The sequence below is a fragment of the Actinomadura geliboluensis genome (assembly GCF_005889745.1).
GTDB classification, from domain to species: domain Bacteria; phylum Actinomycetota; class Actinomycetes; order Streptosporangiales; family Streptosporangiaceae; genus Spirillospora; species Spirillospora geliboluensis.
Genome location: NZ_VCKZ01000201.1, coordinates 1 through 16,118, shown reverse-complemented (window position 1 = coordinate 16,118; position 16,118 = coordinate 1). Strand labels below are relative to the sequence as shown.

General features: G+C 67.8%; 19 protein-coding genes and 1 pseudogene. 4 read left to right on the top strand and 16 right to left on the bottom strand.

Annotated elements, in window-relative coordinates:
- Positions 1-157: 157 nt before the first annotated feature.
- From ETD96_RS25015 to ETD96_RS45025, 10 genes are all read right to left on the bottom strand, one after another.
- Complete coding sequence (locus ETD96_RS25015) at positions 158-460, bottom strand: hypothetical protein (protein WP_138638922.1); 303 nt, start codon at positions 458-460, stop codon at positions 158-160.
- A gap of 15 nt (positions 461-475) precedes the next feature.
- Complete coding sequence (locus ETD96_RS25010) at positions 476-982, bottom strand: hypothetical protein (RefSeq protein WP_138638921.1); 507 nt, start codon at positions 980-982, stop codon at positions 476-478.
- Positions 983-1,141: 159 nt separating this feature from the next.
- Positions 1,142-3,382 carry a cell division protein FtsK gene (locus tag ETD96_RS45035; RefSeq protein WP_171069221.1) on the bottom strand — a complete coding sequence of 747 codons (2,241 nt, stop codon included), beginning with the start codon at positions 3,380-3,382 and terminating at the stop codon, positions 1,142-1,144.
- Positions 3,379-4,656: a DUF2637 domain-containing protein gene (locus tag ETD96_RS25000; RefSeq protein WP_171069220.1), complete on the bottom strand. Its 1,278-nt coding sequence runs from the start codon at positions 4,654-4,656 to the stop codon at positions 3,379-3,381. The genes ETD96_RS45035 and ETD96_RS25000 overlap by 4 nt, the downstream gene beginning before the upstream one ends.
- The gene (locus ETD96_RS45030; RefSeq protein WP_171069215.1) at positions 4,653-4,919 is read right to left on the bottom strand and encodes a hypothetical protein; all 267 of its coding nucleotides are present in this window, start codon (positions 4,917-4,919) and stop codon (positions 4,653-4,655) included. The genes ETD96_RS25000 and ETD96_RS45030 overlap by 4 nt, the downstream gene beginning before the upstream one ends.
- Positions 4,916-5,317 (bottom strand): RRQRL motif-containing zinc-binding protein, encoded by a 402-nt coding sequence (locus ETD96_RS24995; protein ID WP_138638919.1) that lies wholly within the window; start codon positions 5,315-5,317, stop codon positions 4,916-4,918. The genes ETD96_RS45030 and ETD96_RS24995 overlap by 4 nt, the downstream gene beginning before the upstream one ends.
- Positions 5,317-5,598 carry a hypothetical protein gene (locus tag ETD96_RS24990; protein ID WP_138638918.1) on the bottom strand — a complete coding sequence of 94 codons (282 nt, stop codon included), beginning with the start codon at positions 5,596-5,598 and terminating at the stop codon, positions 5,317-5,319. Before ETD96_RS24990 ends, ETD96_RS24995 begins: the two co-directional genes overlap by 1 nt.
- Entirely contained in the window at positions 5,598-6,065 is a 468-nt protein-coding gene (locus ETD96_RS24985; protein WP_138638917.1) for a DUF3307 domain-containing protein, read from the bottom strand. The genes ETD96_RS24990 and ETD96_RS24985 overlap by 1 nt, the downstream gene beginning before the upstream one ends.
- Complete coding sequence (locus tag ETD96_RS24980; protein ID WP_171069219.1) at positions 6,065-6,382, bottom strand: WhiB family transcriptional regulator; 318 nt, start codon at positions 6,380-6,382, stop codon at positions 6,065-6,067. Before ETD96_RS24980 ends, ETD96_RS24985 begins: the two co-directional genes overlap by 1 nt.
- 111 nt (positions 6,383-6,493) lie before the next feature.
- Positions 6,494-6,640: a hypothetical protein gene (locus ETD96_RS45025; protein ID WP_171069218.1), complete on the bottom strand. Its 147-nt coding sequence runs from the start codon at positions 6,638-6,640 to the stop codon at positions 6,494-6,496.
- Between the two features lie 169 nt (positions 6,641-6,809).
- Here ETD96_RS45025 and ETD96_RS24975 point away from each other — a divergent pair, with 169 nt between their 5' ends.
- From ETD96_RS24975 to ETD96_RS24965, 3 genes are all read left to right on the top strand, one after another.
- Entirely contained in the window at positions 6,810-7,577 is a 768-nt protein-coding gene (locus ETD96_RS24975; RefSeq protein WP_138638915.1) for a GntR family transcriptional regulator, read from the top strand.
- Positions 7,578-7,598: 21 nt separating this feature from the next.
- Positions 7,599-8,759: a type III PLP-dependent enzyme gene (locus tag ETD96_RS24970; protein WP_138638914.1), complete on the top strand. Its 1,161-nt coding sequence runs from the start codon at positions 7,599-7,601 to the stop codon at positions 8,757-8,759.
- Between the two features lie 208 nt (positions 8,760-8,967).
- Entirely contained in the window at positions 8,968-10,734 is a 1,767-nt protein-coding gene (locus tag ETD96_RS24965; RefSeq protein ID WP_138638913.1) for a pentapeptide repeat-containing protein, read from the top strand.
- Between the two features lie 482 nt (positions 10,735-11,216).
- Here ETD96_RS24965 and ETD96_RS24960 read toward each other — a convergent pair whose 3' ends face one another.
- Together ETD96_RS24960 and ETD96_RS24955 are read right to left on the bottom strand one after the other, a co-directional pair.
- Positions 11,217-11,729, bottom strand: a complete 513-nt coding sequence (locus ETD96_RS24960; protein WP_171069217.1) for a class F sortase — start codon at positions 11,727-11,729, stop codon at positions 11,217-11,219.
- A gap of 460 nt (positions 11,730-12,189) precedes the next feature.
- Positions 12,190-12,765, bottom strand: coding sequence for a hypothetical protein (locus ETD96_RS24955; protein WP_138638911.1), 576 nt, complete (start codon positions 12,763-12,765; stop codon positions 12,190-12,192).
- Positions 12,766-12,980: 215 nt separating this feature from the next.
- Between ETD96_RS24955 and ETD96_RS24950 the strand changes: the two are divergent.
- A pseudogene (locus tag ETD96_RS24950) lies at positions 12,981-13,445 on the top strand (transposase family protein); the annotation flags it as partial.
- A gap of 63 nt (positions 13,446-13,508) precedes the next feature.
- On the opposite strand, the gene ETD96_RS45020 reads toward ETD96_RS24950, so the two are convergent.
- The 4 genes from ETD96_RS45020 to ETD96_RS24940 form a co-directional block, all read right to left on the bottom strand.
- Positions 13,509-13,886 (bottom strand): hypothetical protein, encoded by a 378-nt coding sequence (locus ETD96_RS45020; RefSeq protein ID WP_171069214.1) that lies wholly within the window; start codon positions 13,884-13,886, stop codon positions 13,509-13,511.
- 297 nt (positions 13,887-14,183) lie between these two features.
- Positions 14,184-14,756, bottom strand: a complete 573-nt coding sequence (locus ETD96_RS24945) for a cadmium resistance transporter (protein ID WP_240808156.1) — start codon at positions 14,754-14,756, stop codon at positions 14,184-14,186.
- Between the two features lie 57 nt (positions 14,757-14,813).
- Positions 14,814-14,978, bottom strand: coding sequence for a hypothetical protein (locus ETD96_RS45015; protein ID WP_171069216.1), 165 nt, complete (start codon positions 14,976-14,978; stop codon positions 14,814-14,816).
- Positions 14,979-16,118: glycosyltransferase family 2 protein (locus tag ETD96_RS24940; protein ID WP_205719449.1), on the bottom strand; the 1,140-nt coding region annotated here is incomplete at its 5' end.

The window sequence follows — 16,118 nt, the reverse complement described above, 5'->3', positions numbered from 1 at the left end:
CGGCGGTGTCATGATGGGTGTGCCTCTTCCAGGGGCTCGGCGGGTCTTCGGGCCGGTTCGGGCTCTGTGATCGGTTGGGGTGCGGCCCTCGGCGGTGTGCTTGGTGGCTTGGCGCCGGGGGCCGCTTGACGTCCTCCTCCGGTGGTCGGCGGGCTGGCTAGCGGTCTTCGAGGCGGCGCGGGTGGGTGCCGCGGTCGGCGGCGCGACGGTCGCGTTTGCGCTGGCGTTCCTTGGCCAGTTCGGAGCGGACGGACAGCACGGTGCGGTGGGCGGTGCGGGATCCGGTGCGTTGGGTGCGGCCGGTTCCTCCGCAGCGGTTGCAGGGGCCGAACCGGCGGCGGGTGCTGCCGGGTTTGCGGCCGGTTCCCTGGCAGCGGCGGCAGGGGCGGAACGGGTAGGTGTAGACGCTGACCGCCCACACCAGGGCCGCGGCCATGCCGAGCAGGATCAGGGTTGCCATCGCGGGTGTGTCTCCTTACTGGTGCGGGCGGGGGCAGGCGGCTAGTCCGGCGTCGTAGCCGACGTTCCAGCCGCGCCGGTACCCGTCGCTGGAGCCCTCCCGGTAGCCGTCCCGGTAGCCCTCGATGGCGCCCTCGGCGAACGCTTCTTTCCAGGCGATGCACGCGAACCGGCGGCAGTCGTTGTCCTTACAGGTGTGGTAGTCGTGCGCGGCGCCGGTCTTGCCCGCGCCGGGCTTTGCGGCCGTGGGCGTGCCGGCGGACTTGGACGGCGCGCCGGGTCGGTTGGGGGTGTTCTGGCGGCGGGCCGCGGCGGCGGCCTTGCGGCGGGCGGCCTGCTGGCGCTTGCGGTCGGCGGCGGCGCGGCGTGCGGCGGCGGCCTTGCGCTTCTTGAAGTCGGTGGCGATCTTGCACGTGTGGTTGAGACCTCGGGGCTTGCCGCAGGTGCGGCACGTCGCCGTGACGCGGGGCTTGATGCGGGTCTTGCCGCGCCGGCGCTTGAGTACCTGGATCTTCAGGGCCATGGGGTCCTCATGTCGTGGGTGTGGGGCCGGGTGCCGCTACCCGTTACCGCGCAGGTCAGGGCGGGTGTGCGGGTAGCGGCGGGTAGCGGCCGCGGGTGTTTGTGCAGGTCGGTGCGGTAGCGGCGCCGCTACCGGGTAGCGGAGCCGGAGCGGCTCGGGTCAGCCGGTGGCGGTGGCGTCGGCGGCGGCCTGGACGGCGTTCTTGCGGCAGCCGCGGACGGTGACGCCGGCGCGTTTGACGTTCACGCTCGGCACGCCGAGGTCGCGGCATTGCGCGGAGACGGCGTCGGGGGTGGCGTCGGCCCACCGGTCGGGGAACTGGTCGGCGAGGCGGTCGGCGAGTTCTGTCCAGTGCAGGCCGGGGTCGGCGCCGAACACCGCGAGCACGTCGGCGAGGACGTCGCGGTCGGGGGTGCCGGTGTCCTCGCCGGCGGCGTAGCCGGTCAGGGTTCCGGCGCGCTCGCGGTAGGTGCGGGCGGCGGTCAGGATCTTCTCGGCGTCGCCGTGATCGGCCAGATGGGTGCGGACGGTGGGGGTTTCGTCGGCCGCGCCGTACAGGTACCCGACACCGAGATACTGCTTGCCGACCGGGAGCGCGGAGGCGTCGAACCCCTCGGAGTAGGCGTCCCCGCCCAGGATGGCGTCGGAGACGTTGCGGTTGCCGCACCGCAGCGCGAACCGCACGGCGTGGTTGTCGCGGTACCGGTTGAACAGCCGTTGCACGTCGCCGGCGCCGACCCCGGACGGCTTCTGCGAGGACGACAGCAGGATCACCCCGGAGGACGGCCCCACAGCCAGGATGAACGACAGCAGTTCGGCGACCTGCTTGTTGTCGTCCTGGTCGGGAAGCTCGAAGTAGTTTTGGAACTCCTCCATGACCAGCATCCAGATGAACAGCCGCTTGGGGTAGCGGCGGCACAGTTCCTCGGTGAGCTTGCCCTCGGGGCACTCCTCGGGCGGCAGGGTGGACAGGAAGTCGTTGGTGTCGATGATGTGCCGCTTGATCTCGGCGAGCGCGTCGATGAGCTGGCGGACGGGGTCACCGGCGCGGTTGGGTACGGTGCCGCGGATGAAGTGGTAGGCCACCAGCGCGAACTTGTTCCAGTCCGGGGAGTTCTTGCCGTCCACCACCGACAGCCGCACCGCGGGGTCTAGGGCGGCGTACAGGGCCAGCAGCCGCGCGGCGAACGTCTTGCCCTTGCGGGGCTGCGCGCCGATCAGCAGCGAGTTCCACAGCAGGCCCAGGGTGACCTTGCGGCTGTGCTCGTCCAGCCCGAACGGTGCCGGGCGCCAGATGTTGCGCGGCTTGCAGTCCAGCAGCGGGGTCTTGCCGGCCGGGACGGCGAGCGGGTCGCGGTCCATCACCGTCAGGGTGTGGCGGCGGTGGCTGGTGGGGTCATGGGTCAGGTACACCTGCGACGGGGCGACGTCCAGGCCGGAAGCCAGGTCGTCCTTGGCCTTGACCACGTCCCCGAACCCTGTGCCGTGCGGCAGCACCACCTTGACCTGTGACCCCTCGCCCTGCGGGGTGCGGGACATGGTGGTCTCAAAGGTGACCTGCTGGCCCGGCTTTTCGGGGTGGCCCAGCCCGGCGGCGTAGTAGGCGCGCAGCACCACATCGTGGTTGAGCAGCCGGAACCGCGGCACGGTCGTCGCCGGGACGATGATCGGCCGGTCCTCGGGGCGGCCCAGGTGCGCCAGCCACGGCACCCCCACCGCGGCGACGGCGGCCCACCCCCACCACGGCGCCACCTGAACCAGCACCAGCCCCGCGGCCAGCACACCGACCGCCTGACCGGCCAGGATCGTGCCGCGGGTGCGGCGGGTCTCCTTCACCTCGCGGTGCAGCTTGTACCACTCCCGCGAATCGCCCTGAGCGATCGCAAGCGACCGCAGGTAGTCGTTCTCCGACACCCACCACCATTTGAGCTGCCGGTCGATCAGCCGCCACAGCCCCACCACCGACCACACCCCCGCCCGCACGGCGTAGCCGGGCGCGCGGACCGCGTGGAAGGCGATCCGGTGCCCCATCCGGCGGGCGTGCCGGGCGATCGCCTCACCGACACCGGCCAGGCTGCGCAGGTGCTCGGGGATGACCGGGTAGGCGTCGCCCTCGGGGTCGTCCAGCAGGTACCCGATCCCGTCATCGACCGGTTCGCCCTCGGCGTCGGGGTCGGCGCCGGGGTCGAGCTGGACCTCAAAGGAGGTGTCGATGTCCACCACCGCCGCGGCGGCGGCGCCCTCGGCGCCGTCCGGCGCGCCGGCCGGGGCGTCCAGCGCGGGCGCCGACTCGGCATCGGCCAGCGGATCGGGTGCGGTGTCGGCCGGGGTGTCGGTGGGTGCGGTGCTGGTGCGGACGGGCAGGCGCACGACCTCGCCCATGGACTTGCTGTAGCTCATGACCGGGTGTCTCCCTCAGCGGCGGACGGCGCGTCGTCCTCGGCGCGCACAGTGGCGGACGGATCGGCGGTCGGGTCGGCGGACGTCGGGCTGGCGGGTTCGGTCTTCAGGCGGGCCAGCAGCGCGCCGACGCGGGCGTTACCGGCGGTGTGTCCGGCCTCGCGCAGCCGCGCGGCCAGCGTGTTGCGGGTCAGCGGTTCACCGGCGGCAGCCAGCTCGGCGGCGATCCGGCGGCCGGTCGGCACCAACTCGTCCACGTCCGGGACCGGCGCGGCGGCCCTGCGGGTCCGGGACCGGGCGGCGGACCGTCCTTGACCGCGTCCACCGGACCGGGCGGCAGCGGTCCGCCGAGCCGTCCGGGACGGCGCGCGGGACGGTCCAGCGTCCAGGGCGGGACGGTCCACCGGCGCAGCGGCGGAACCGTCCAGCGGCCGTCCGCCGGACGGCTCGGCGGTCCCCTCACCGGGCGCGGCCTGAACGGTCAGGGCGGTGGGGAGTTCACCGAGCCGGTACAGGGCCCGCACCCGGCGGGGCGCGTGGCGGCGCCACGCCCACCGGCCGTAGGTGTCCTGCAGATCGGTCAGCGCCAGGACGCGGGCGCGTTCGCGGTTGAGGGCGTCGGGGTAGGAGCGGATCTCCCACAGCACCATGCGGCGCCACAGCTTCAGCGTGGGCCAGGGCGCCAGGATCCACCGAGAGGTGCGGATCCCGTCCATGCGGGTCCCCGCAGCGATGCCGGCGCGGATCCGGATCACGTGCGCGGCGATCTCCACCGCGATGACCCACAGCGCGGGCAGCACCGCATGCGCGACCTTGCCGAACACACCGTGCTCACCGGCGATGTTGAGGTAGACGGTCGCGGCGGTCAGCCCCCACGGGATGAACCGCAGCCAACGAATCCGCATGTCCAGCCGCGCTAGAACGATGTCCAGGGCCGCGAAGATCGCAATGCCCAGGTCGATGCCGAGCGGCACCGTCCAAGCCAACCGCCCGAACGACGGACGGGACGCCTCCGCCACGGCAGCGAAGCTGTTGACGAACCCCAGCAGCCCCAGCACGGCCACCAGCGCCGCCACCGTGGCGACCGCGGTGAACTCGCTACTGGTCAACGCGCGCCCCCTCGCCGAGACGTGCGAGGCGTCGTGTCCGGCCGGACCCGACGTGCCGCGCGGCGCGCCCTCGGCGCCGGCTGGGTGCGTGACGGTACGGGCGGGCGCGGCAGTGGTGGCGGGCGTGCCGAGGGCCGCGGGCAGGTGGTGGTTGAGCGTGGTCACCTCGGGTGCCTCCCTTCGAGGGCGGTGCGGACCGGGTTCGCGCCGAGCGGCTCGGCGCAACCGCCGGCGGGGCGGTCGGCGGTGGGGTGGTACTCGGTGTCCAGGTCGGCGGCCATCACCTTCCGGGCGCACGCCTCGCAGCGGAAGCGGACCGGACCGCCGTCCAGCGGCGTGCGGCAGGACGGGCACCGCTTGACCGCGCCCGCACGCAACCGGCGCGGCACGGCAGCGGTGGGCACCGGGGCGGGAGTGGTGGCGTTCATGCCGCGCACACCTCCGTTCCGGTGACGCCGTCAGCGCAGGCCAGGCACTCACCGAGGTGACGCGGCAGCACGTATCCGGCGTCGCGTCCGCAGGTCGGACAGTGCCGGCGCGCGGCCAGCGCCTTGCCCAGGGCCGCGCGCTGCCGCTCGGACGGGACCCGCTTGGGCAGCGCCAGGCGGACGTCGTACAGGTAGGCGGCGCGCACCCCGCCACCACCGCGACGGGAGTTCCACAGCACCTGACCGGCGATCTCCTGACCGCCGGGCCGCAGGCCCTCGGCGGCCAACTGGCGGCGGGTGCGCAGGTGCGGCGGCGCCATCCGCCACGGCCACGTGGGCACCCCGTGTCGGGCACCGGTCGGGTCGAAGAACCGCGCGGAGCTACGGCGGCGGGCCATCACGCCACACCCCCCGCCGGAACCAGAACCGGAGCCACCACCGGGGCCAGCGCGGGGCGGCACACCGTGACCAGGTGCCAGCCCCCACCACGCAGCGACCGGTAGACCAGCACACCGGCGGCAACCGTGACCACGGCGACGGCCAGCACGGTAAGGGCCAGCGTCGGCGCCGGGTGCGCCACCAGCAGCACCCCACCGGCGACCACGAGCCGGACCGGCGAAGCGCACACCCAGCACACCCCGGCGGCCAGCACGGCCAGCAGAACCAGGACGGCGATCATCACGCCACCCCCAGCGAAGCCAGCAGCGACGCGGCCAGCAGCCAGCCGACGTGCCAGGACTGATCGAGGGCGTAGGCGCCGGTACCGGTCGGGGCGACGGCGCCGTCGCCGAGCCGGGCGAACTCGCCCTTGTCGGCCACCAGGGTGCGGCCGAGCCAGTCGGCCAGCGCCAGCAGCGTGGAACGGCGGTCGGCCCAGTAGTGCGAGACCGCGTCCACCGCCAGCGCGGCAGCGGCGGCGTAGGGGTTGACCGGCAGCGCCAGCACCAGCGCCACCACCGTGACGGCGGCGGTTTTGAGGGCGGTCAGGGTGGCCACGTGCCGGGCGCACAGGATCCGGCCGGGCCAGCCGGCCGCGTCCTTGCCGCCTGCTTGGCCGTGCGTCTGCAACCAGTGGTCGCCCACCTCGTGCGCGGCGTACAGCGCGGCAAACACCGCGGGGAACACGATCGGGTCGGCGCCGAACATCAGGCCACCTCGCCCAGGTCCGCGGCGGTCAGGGTCCGCGCCTCGCGCCGGAGCGCGGCCAGCTCGCGGGGCAGGTAGCCCGCCCACACGCCGAACGCGGGGCGGACCCGGAGCGCGTAGTCAAGGCACAGAGCCCACACCGGGCAGTCCTCGCACACCTCGCGGGCCACGTCCTGCCGGGCCAGCCGCTCGGCGATCGGCTCGGACTCGAACGCGTCCGGGCCCATGTGCAGGTCCGGGTCGTGCCGGCACTCACCGCGCTCACCCAGTTCGGTCACCAGCTCCACCAGCGACAGAGACGACGGAGCGATGGACATGCGGTCCTCCATACGAGTCGTGATCGGTTCGGAGCGCGGCCCTCGGCGGTGTGCTTGGTGGCTCGGCACCGAGGGCCGCACGGACGTGCGATAGGTCGCGGTCATCACTGGTCAGCCCAGCGAGCCCGAGAACGTCGTGATCGCGTGAATCACCTGGTTGACCAGCGCAGCGGCCTTCTCCGGGTTGTTGATCGCGAAGACGGCGACCGCGATACCGGCGAGCCACTGCGGGATGCTGCTGGACTTCTGCGGGAACATCCGGACACTCCTCAGGTCGAGTGAGACGCCAAACGTTTGGCGTTTGACGTACTCTCGATTGTGTTCACCTCGGAGCGGATGTCAAGAGGCGCCAATCGTTTGGCGTTTCGCGCTCACTCTGGTTAGGTGGACCTAAGACAGCGGGTCGACAGTGGAGAGGAGCAGGTAGATGCCCACATCGGAGCGCCACGGCTTCCGCGACATCGCCGCAAAAATCCGTGAGGAAATCATCGACGGCCGGTACCCCACGGGATCCGTCCTGCCGGCCGAGCCGGAGCTTGCCGAGCGGTACGGGGCTTCCCGTAGCTTGGTGAACCGAGCAATGCAGGTACTCGCGGCCGAGGGCATGGTCCGTCCTCGGCAGGGACGGGGCACCATGGTCACCTGGCTTCCGCCGATGCTCCACTCACCTGCCCGTTACGACCGGGCGAAGCGTGAGAATCAGGGTGCCCGCGGCGCGTTCGACGCCGAGGTTCGCGCCCTCGGTCTGGCGCCCAAGCACGAGATCACCACCGAGCACGCCGAACCGCCGGCGGACGTCGCCGAGCTGCTCGGCGTGCCGACCGGCGAGGCGAACTGCCTTGTCCGTCGCCGACGTCTCCTCGCAAGCGACATTCCTGTCCGGCTCAACGAGAGTTGGTTCCCCCTCGACATCGCCGAGGGCACCGTCCTGGAGGAAGACGGCCCGGTGATCGTCGGCGGCGTCAAGAGCGCGCTCGTCGAACTCGGCTACCCGCAGACCTCGGCGCGCGAGCGGATCATCCCGAGCCGTCTGCCCACCGATGCCGAGGCGCGGGCGTTGGAGATCAGTCCCGAGCGGACGGTCATCCAGATCATGCACGTCGGCATGACCGCCGAGGGACGGGCCGTCGAGGTAACCGTCACCGTGGCGCCCGCCCACTACCTGACGGCCCAGTACGAGTTCCCGCTCGCCTGACAATCAGAGAGATCACACCCGATGATCACGCGCCTAGTGGAAGACCACGCCCAGACCCTTGCCGGCAAGGGTGAGCTACCCGCGTTCGTCTACGATCTCGCGGCGCTGCGTGAGCATGCGGCCGAGGTCAAGGCCGCGCTCTCGGCGCCCGGTGCGCCGGAGATCTTCTACGCCGCAAAGGCCAACCCCGACGCGCCGATCCTGCAAGCGCTCGCCCCGTACATGGACGGCATCGAGGTCGCGTCTGGCGGCGAGCTGGCGCACGTCCGGGAGGCGCTGCCGGAGGCGCGCCTGGCGTTCGGTGGCCCCGGCAAGACCGATGACGAACTCCGCCAGGCGCTCGCCCTCGACGTCGAGCGCATCCACGTCGAAAGCCCGTACGAGCTATCGCGCCTCGCCGACATCGCCCAGACGGCCGGACGCGAGGTCGATGTCCTGCTACGGGTCAACCTCGCCGGCGACCGCAGCGGCGTAGCGCTTGCCATGAGCGGCCCTTTCGGCATGGACCCCGAGCTAATCGAGTCCTGCACCGACATCCTGACGGCCTCGCCGCAAGTGCGCCTACGCGGCATTCACGCGCACCTGGCGTCCGGGCTGGACGCATCCGCCATGGTTGCCCAGTCCGCCGAGATCCTCGCGTGGGGCCGCGCCTGGCTCGACAGGATCGGCCACACCGGACCGCGTGAGTTCAACCTCGGCGGCGGCATGGGCGTCAGCTACTCGACGCCCGAGACCCGATTCGACTGGAAGCGGTACGGTGCCGACGTCGCCGCGCTCGCCGGGCCGGGCGAAACGCTGCGCATCGAACCGGGCCGCTCCATCAGCGTCTACGCCGGGTGGTACGTCACCGAGGTACTGGACGTGAAGAAGGCACACGGCCAGTGGTACGCCGTCCTACGCGGCGGCACCATGCACATCCGCACACCGGTCACCAAGCAACACAACCACCCGTTCACCGTCCTCGCCGGCAACGGCGACGGCCCTGCCGTCGCTGGCGAACCCGTAACCCTTGTCGGCCAACTCTGCACACCAAAGGATGTCTTCGCCCGCGAGGTCCCCACGAACCGCATCGCAGTCGGCGATCTAGTCGCCTTCTCCATGTCCGGTGCCTACGCCTGGAACATCTCCCACCACGACTTTCTAATGCATCCGAAGCCGACGTTCCATTACCTTGGTATGTAGTTCATCTGGATGGTTCGGGGCCTTGGGCGCATATGCCCAAGGCCCCTTTGTCGCTGCCGTAAGATACTCAACATCCAAAGTCAAGGGGCCTTCCTGATGGTTCCGAAGCGTTGCAGCGAAAGGCGTGCGTGTGCTTCTTTAGTCCGTCAGAACAACTAGACAGGCGAATCGGCAAAGCTACTCCCAAACGGGCGTGTACCATACCCGTATGGACAAGAACCCAAGGGGTATCCTGTACTTCGCGTTGGCGTTGATCGTTATCGGATTTGGATCCTTAAGCGCAGTAACCATAGCCACCTTCTATGGCGCCATAACTCGATATCTATCTCTCGCGTCCGGGAAGATAATAATCGCGATAACTGGGTCTGCGGTCGGACTCTTGGGTATTGTTGTAATGTCGAACAGGGCGGCCAGAGTCAGAAAATTTGGCCAGTTGAAAACGATCTCTTGGCGATGGGTGGTTGCAGGAGTATTCATTGCTGCCCTCTCAGCCTGGCTAGTGACTTCGTGGCTCCTGTCAATCGCAGGTGATGATCCCGGGCGAAAGCTAGATGCTATTAAGACCGGGCTCACCGTTGGGGCAGGTGCTGGCGGAATTATTGCTCTTCTCATTGCGACGCGCAGACAGTGGCTTCAAGAACGTACTCATATCCACGAGCGTGAGATCGCACAGTTAACGCAGTACGACGCCACGGAACGTCGCGTAACGGAACTTTATGCTAGTGCGGCAGGTCAACTTGGAAACGAAAAGGCCGCAGTGCGCCTAGCGGGTCTTTATGCACTTGAGCGACTTGCTCAAAATCATGAAGAATACCGTCAAACTATCGTTAGCGTCCTTTGCGCCTATCTGCGTATGAGGTTTCCCGAGAGCGCGCCAGCGGCGAACCCAAACTCATGGGAGGAGGAGGAGCAGGTTCGGCTAACCGCACAGGATATTCTCACGCGCCATCTGCGTTATGATCAGGATGAAGCTTCCCCTGATTTCTGGCCCGAAATATCCATTTTTCTGAACGGTGCGCATCTAATCGACTTCCGACTCGATGGCGCAAAGATTGCCACCGCAAGCTTCGTAAACGCTACCTTCAAGGGCGAGTGCCGATTCTCGGGCACTGTTTTCGCTGGTCCTGTCACATTTCGTGGGGCTGCCTTCTCGGGTGTGACATCTTTTTCGAAGTGCCGGTTTGAATCGACTGCAAGCTTTGGTGAATCCAGATTTCAAGACGTAGCAGCCTTTCGAGACGTTACTTTCATGGAGCGGGCCACTTTCACTGGAGCCTCATTCGCGCGAAGCGTCACGTTCTCCAGTAGCGATTTCAAGAAGCTTGCAAAATTCACCTCGGCGACATTTGCGAACTCGGCTCGCTTTAGTGGAAGTGTCTTCTATGGCATCACTGACTTCGAAGATGCCTCTTTCGAAGCAGAGGCCATCTTTAGCGCTGCAGAGTTCTATGGGGTGGCCAACTTCCTGGAGTGCATATTTCTGGCAGGGGCGAAGTTCCGTGGGGCTACGTTCCATGGTCGTACCGTATTTACGAGAGCTCAGTTCGGCGGTCGAGCCACGTATGAAGGCTGCACCTTCGTGGGCATAGCGCTCTTCGGGGGCGGCATCTTTGAGGGGCAAGCGAGTTTTCGAGCAAGCAAGTTCCTTGCAGTGGCAGCTTTTGGCGGTGTCCAATTTATGGTTGCCGCACGCTATGAAAATGCCTACTTTGACGAGGCCAATTTTGCCGGGGCGACGTTTTCTGCGCGAGCAGGATTCGGCAATGCGACATTCATTGGCAAAGGGAACTTTCGAAGTGTGAATTTCTTGGGCCTGATAAAGTTCAGTGGAAATGCACAAGCTGCGGACGTAGATTTCACGGATGCCTCCAGTTCGGGGGTACGCATTGGCGACTGCATCCTGCCATCCGGCTGGCAAATTGCAGAGAACGGCGTCCATCGCAGCTTTGTGCATGTGAGCTCGATGCAGCCCTAAGTCCGTGCGTGTGGAGCCTAGTAGCGCGAAGGCGAGCGTGGTTACGGGACAGTCGCGGAACAGAACTGCGTGAAACATCCACGCTTCTAACTATTTTTGCAGCTCAGAGGGCCCCTAGCGTGGTTAACGTGGTCTCTCTGTAAATCCGTCGGCTTAGCCTACCCAGGTTCGAATCCTGGACCCGCCACACCAGCAGAAACAGCCTCTGACCAGCACAAACACGGTCAGGGGCTGTTCTCGTTGCACCCTCCCCCCCCTGATCGCCAAGCGCTTGGTACGGCCTTCTGCACCGAATACGTGCCGAAGCCCTTTGCTCTAGCCGCCCCTTGATCCAACGCAGGGCGGCATCCCTGGCCTGCTGGGCACTCGGGCTGGGGCCGGTGCTCCGGTGGGTGCTTGGTCGGGCGCTGTGGAACAGGGGTGGACGGGTGGCGCCCGCCTTGCTTTGGTGTGGCAGGGCTCGTTGGCGCAGTGGGTTGCCCCTATTCCTGGCGTTCGCGGGGGCCGGGGATCAGGGACGCGTAGACGATGACGTTGTCCTCGTAGTGTCCTCGCTTGCGGTCGAAGTTGCCGCCGCAGGTGACCACACGCAGTTCCGGTTTCCCTTCGTCCCCGTAGACGCTCTCGGTCGGGAACTTGTCCTTGGGGACACGCTTGACGCCGTCGACGTGGAAGGCCGCTGTCGTGCCGTCCTTGCGGACGACCTCGATCAGGCGTCCCTGGCGCAGCGCGCCCAGTTTGTAGAAGACACCCGGCTCCTTCTTGGAGTCGACATGGCCGACCAGGACGCTGCGGCCGTTCTCGCCCGGCGTTGGCCCGGACCTGTACCAGCCGACCTGGTCGACGCGGCTCAGCGGTGGTACCCCGAGCGTCCCGTCCCGCTGGACGTCAACCGGGACGACCGGTGCGTCGACCTTGATGGACGGAATCTTGATCTGTTGCGGGATGGACGCGGGAAGCGCCTGCACCTGGTTCGGTGCCGAGTCCTTGGGCATCTCCGCGACCGACTGGGGTGGTTGCGGTGGTGCGTCTGGGGCGTTCAGCCGAAACCCGACGACACATAGGGCGACGCCCGCCAAGGTGATCACGCCGGCCAGCCAGTACTGCAGACGGACCGATAGGCCGCGTCGTTTAGCTTCACTCATGGGCTAGCCCAGATTCATTGCGCTGCAGAGGACCCGCCGCCCAGCGCGATGCGGCGATCAGTCCGCTCCCGGCCCCCGTCGGCCCGGGCACCGTGCCGATGCACGTTCTCATCTCCATCTCTCCCTCAAAGTAATAACCCCCCTGAGTCGATAGCGCCACAATTCTCGTGTTCATGCTCATTGACGAAAGGTCGAAATTTGTTCATCTCGAATTCGGCATGTTATTGCTCAGGCCGGCGGTCGGAAGGGGACGGCGGTCGGTCGCCACCCTGGGTGGGGCGACCGACCGCCGAACAGTTCGCTCCGCAGCTCAGGCGACGTTCTTCACCTGGCGGCGTCGCGCGGAGATCGCGGCGCCCGCGCCGAGGGCGAGCACGCCGATGCCGACACCGCCCAGTGCCGAGTTCGCCGCCACGGAAGTGCCGCCGCCGCCGGCGGAGACTCCGCCAGCGGGCTTGATCCGCTTCAGGTACTTCGCGAAGACCCAGCCATGGCGCTGGGACACCGGCACACCTCCGTGCAGTTCGACCCAGCCGCCGTGGCTCGCCTTGCAGTCCGCGTCGACGCGCGTGCGGAACTTGAGTGCCGGGGGGATCACCTTGCCTCGCGGCGTCTCGTGAACCCTGAGCCCGTGCCGCGCGGTGACCTCGTAACGGCAGATGTCGCCGGCGGCGGGCGGCCCTTCTGGCGATGTGGCGGTGATCGCCGCCTGGGCGGCGGCAGCGCCGCCCAGCATGGTCAGGCCGCCCGCCGCCCCGGCCACCGCGACCGCCAATCCGGTACGCGCACTTCTCCTCATCCGTTCTCCTTCGAACAAGTGATCTCTCCGCGTTTGCCGGACGTGTCCGGCATCGCTTTTCTTGATCACGCTGCCCTGATAGGACACGGCACATGCAACTCTGGTTGCAAATAATGGGAATAGTGATCGGCGGGCATTGCGAAACGTCCGGCAAGGATGTTCTCGGATCTGTAAAGCGGATCACGTGGGGCAACGGCTGCGTCTTTAGTGCTCCAATTGAACTGAGAATGTCTACTATGTGGTTTTTTGGGCAGCTTCTAAGGTCGTGTCTTGATTGGTGATGAATTGTTGGGCCAGGCGCGCTGAGCCTTGATGAACGGCCGGTGCCGGACGAGTTGTGGGAGTTGTTCCAGCCGGTGGTCCCGTCCGCGCCGTCGTGGCAGACGGTGCACCAAGGGTTCGCCGAGTCGAGTGCGGCGCGGGTGCGGGCCAAGTTGCACCGGGTCCTGGTGGACGAGTTCGGCGTGGCCGGTGAGCTGGACTGGTCGTGGTGCGCGATCGACTCGGTCAGCGTCCGCTCCAGCAAAGGGGGACTGACAGGCCCGAAGCGTGTCGACTGCGGCAAGCCCGGGTCGGAGATCCACGTGCTCACCGACCGTGCCGGTTTGCCTATCTTCGTCGGAGTCTCAGCGGCCAACACCCACGACATGCTCGGTCGGCACCGGTAGGTGGTCGAGTGCACGGTGTTGTGGATGAACCGCTGTCGTCGGCTGCACCGCCGCTATGAGCGCAAGGCCGAGCACCTCTTGGCCTTCGTCGGCATCGCGGCGCTGTTCAGGGGACTTGTAGGGGCGGGCTTGGACGACTCTGAACTTGCTAGGGGCAGAAGTTCACCGGTGGGCAGGCTTGCCGTAGAGGGAGACCCTGTCGTCGCGTTCGAAGTTGTGTCGGCGATTGAGGAACATCGTGCTCTGAGGCGCTTCGTGGGCAATGCTGACTGCCCAGTCGTAATAGGTCCAGCTCATTGAATAGCCAGAGAGCCGGAAGTTGGCCCGGTACCGCGCGCTTTGGCCAGGAGAGAGGGTTCCCAGGTGGAGCATCCGTCTGGTCACAGGGTAGGAGGCCCAAACCGGACTGCGCTCAATTCGTATCGCGCCGCTCGGTTCGCGTTTCAGGCTGAGCCAGTCCACTCCAGAGAGATTGCTGTGGGTGTGGAGTTCTTCGGACGGGACGTACCCATCGGCCTCTTCCATCCAGACCTCGTGCACAAGTACTTCCCCGCTGCCGTCACTGTCGGGAAGCGGGAATGCCTTGGGGAGTCGGCCGCGTACGGTCGCCTCAGCGCGCCTCTGCCCCGTGCGGTCCAGACGATGCGAACCCGTTGGATGACCAACACGACACCGATCATGCCACCCGGTAGAAGCCAAGTATGTCCAGGCGGGGGCAGGTCGGCGGGGAGTTCAGTGGGAGTCGGAGGCGACTGGTCATCCTCTTGCTGGCGAGTAGAGGGGCGGGATCAGTCGGAGCCTGGGCGGGGCTTGCGCAAGCGTTGAGGTTCGGTGTGGCTAGAGGGTGCTGGCGAGGATCAAAGCGCCGATGGTGATGAAGACGGCAGGGACCAGCCAGTGGCCGTAGCGGTCGATCAGGGCGATCAGTTTTTTGTGGGAGGCGAGGCGGGAGGCCGTCCAGCACCATAGGGCCACGCCCAGGGCGAAGACGGTGATGGTTATGAGGGTGGAGGCGGGGCCGATGGTGCGGAAGACCGGGGTGTAGACCGCGATGTTGTCGGCGCCGTTGGCGATTGTCAGGGCGGCGATGGAGATTGGGCCGGAGGCCATTGGGGGTGCGGCGTCCGAAGGGGAGCGGAAGGCCGTGATCAGGGCTCGGATGCCCAGGGCTATGGGGATCAGGCCGAGGAGGTTGACATGCTCGTCGGGGACGATCGTCAGGCCGAGTGCGGCTGTTACCGAGATGACGATGAGGGCAGCGATGCCTATGTACTGGCCTGCCCAGATGTGCCATGGACGGCCGGTCGCGTGGGCGGCCGGGAAGAGGATCGTCAGGACGATCAGGTCGTCCACGTTCGTGCCGGCGAACATGCCGCAGGCGCTGAGGATGGTGCCCGTGATCCCGTTCACGGCGGGAATCTAGTTGGTCGACGGAAGGCCGGGGGCGGGGCCCCGGCCTTCCAGGGGTCAGCCCTTGCGGGCGGGAAGGATCCGCTTCACGGCGAGGCCGGCGGAGACCAGGGTGAACAGGGCCAGGCCGATCCAGAGGGCCTGCACGCCGAGCCACGGGGAGGCCGCGGTGGCCCCGCCGAAACCCGCGGCCACGCCGCCGATGGGGGGTGTGTTGTACATCTACCATTTCCTTTCTTTGCGCCAGGCGGCCTGCCAGAAGGCACGGGCCTGGACGATCTGGAGGAAGACGTCGAAGATCATTTCGACGACGATGGTGCCGGCGAGGGCCATCTGGACCTTGCCGCGCTGCCGGACGGTGACCACGCGCTCCACCATGAAGATCACGGTGACGCCGGCCCAGATCGGGCTGATCTGGATGCCGCCCAGCCAGATCGCCGAGTAGGCGAGCGAGGAGAGGTAGGCGGTGATCACCAGGATGCCGATCAGGGAGAGGAGTTGGCGTCCCCAGTACGGGCGGGTGATGGGCGTCCAGCCGTAGTCGAGGAGGTTCTCCAGGGCGCCGCGCTTCCAGCGGAGGCGCTGCTGGGCCAGTTCGCGCCAGGTGGGCATGACCTCGGTGGTGAGGGTGCATTCCGGCGGGCACAGGATGCGGAAGCCCAGGTGGAGGATCGCCAGGGTCAGCTCGTTGTCCTCGGTCAGGACCCGGACGTCGTACACGTGGGGCAGGCCGGGGAGGCGTTCGGAGCGGCGGGCCGCGACGACTTCCTGGAGGGTCGTGGCGCGGAAGATGGTCGCGGTGCCGGTCAGGACGAGGGCCTTGCCCTGGAGGCGCCGGACGTCGCGCGCGTAGCGGGCGTACTCGTTGCGCTGGAACATGCCGACCGCGCCGCCGCCGGGCTTGCCGGTGAACGTGCCGCCGACGGCGGCGTAGCGGCCGTCGGCCAGGTAGTCGATGCCGTGCCGGATGAAGCCGGGGTCGAGGGCCGAGTCGGCGTCCATGACCATGATGGCGTCTTCCGGGCCGAAGATCGGGAGCAGCTGGTCCAGGACCTGGTTCAGCGCGCCGGCCTTCTTGTGCTTGTTGCCGCGCGTGCCGACGATCTCGACGCCGCAGAGTTGCGCGAACGCGGCGGTGGCGTCGGTGCAGTTGTCGGCGATCACGATGATGTGGTCCGGCGGGCGTTCCTGGCGGCGCAGCGACGCGATCGTCTCGGTGATCTGCTTGGCCTCGTTGTGCGCCGGGATCAGCACTGTCACGCGCATCGCCGCTGCGGGGATGCGCGGTAGGTCGCGTTTGCCGTCCTTGCCGGTGGGGGTCGAGCGGGGCTTACGGGGTTGCTGGACGGGCGGTGCCGGTGG